Source organism: Variovorax sp. P1_H12_2 (assembly GCF_056405335.1).
The window spans coordinates 1-1,215 of sequence record NZ_JBFUCI010000761.1; the positions used below are offsets into that span (position 1 = coordinate 1).

The 1,215-nt window shown below is 69.6% G+C and carries 1 protein-coding gene; it reads left to right on the forward strand.

Going from position 1 to position 1,215, the window contains the following annotated elements; translation table 11 throughout:
• The coding region (locus AC1D2K_RS34945; protein WP_478095039.1) for an ABC transporter permease at positions 1–1,215 on the forward strand (1,215 nt) is incomplete at both ends.

Genomic DNA, 1,215 nt, shown 5'->3' on the forward strand with positions numbered 1-1,215 from the left:
GTGCTGGGCGCGCTGATCGAGATGGTGCTGCTGCGGCGCATCTACAAGGCGCCCGAACTCTTCCAGTTGCTGGCCACCTTCGCGCTGGTGCTGGTCATCAAGGACGCGGTGCTGTGGCTCTGGGGCCCCGATGAACTGCTGGGCCCGCGGGCGCCGGGCCTCTCGGGTTCGGTCATGATCCTCGGGCGCCAGTTTCCTTCCTACGACCTGTTCCTGATCGTGGTCGGGCCGGTGGTGCTCGGGCTGGTCTGGCTGCTGCTCACGCGCACCCGCTTCGGCACCCTGGTGCGCGCCGCCACGCAGGACCGCGAGATGGTCAGCGCGCTCGGCGTCAACCAGGCCTGGCTGTTCACCGCGGTGTTCGCGCTCGGCGCGCTGCTCGCGGGCCTGGGCGGCGCGCTGCAACTGCCGCGCGAGCCGGCCACGCTCGAGATGGACCTCAACACCATCGGCGCTGCCTTCGTGGTGGTGGTGGTCGGGGGCATGGGATCGATCCCGGGCGCCTATGCCGCGGCGCTGCTGATCGCCGAGATCAAGGCGATCTGCATCTGGCTCGGCGTGGTCGAGGTGTTCGGCCTCAGCGTCTCGTTTTCCAAGCTCACGCTGGTGGTCGACTTCCTCGTCATGGCCATCGTGCTGGTCTGGCGGCCGTGGGGCCTGTTCGGCAAGCCGCAGGCACCGAGCCGCTACGTGGGCATGCAGGAGGAGCCGCTGCGGCGTCCGGGCCGCACCTACGTGATCACCGCGGCGCTGTTCGGCCTGGTGCTGGCGGCGATGCCGTTCATCACGGCGGGCTCGCCCTACACCACCGTGCTGATGATCGACCTGCTGATCGCCGCCCTGTTTGCGGCCAGCCTGCACTTCATCATGGGGCCGGCCGGCATGCACTCCTTCGGCCACGCCGCGTACTTCGGGCTCGGCGCCTACGGGGCCGCGCTGCTGGTGCGCTCCAGCGGCATGCCGATGGAGCTCGCCCTGATCGTCGCGCCATTGGTGGCGGCGGTGGGCGCCTTCGTCTACGGCTGGTTCGCGGTCCGGCTCTCGGGCGTCTACCTCGCGATGCTCACGCTGGCCTTCGCGCAGATCACCTGGGCCATCACCTACCAGTGGGACAGCTTCACGGGCGGCAGCAACGGGCTCACCGGGGTCTGGCCGTCCGAATGGCTGGCCGACAAGCGCGCCTATTACTGGGTCACGCTGGCGCTGGTGGGGCTG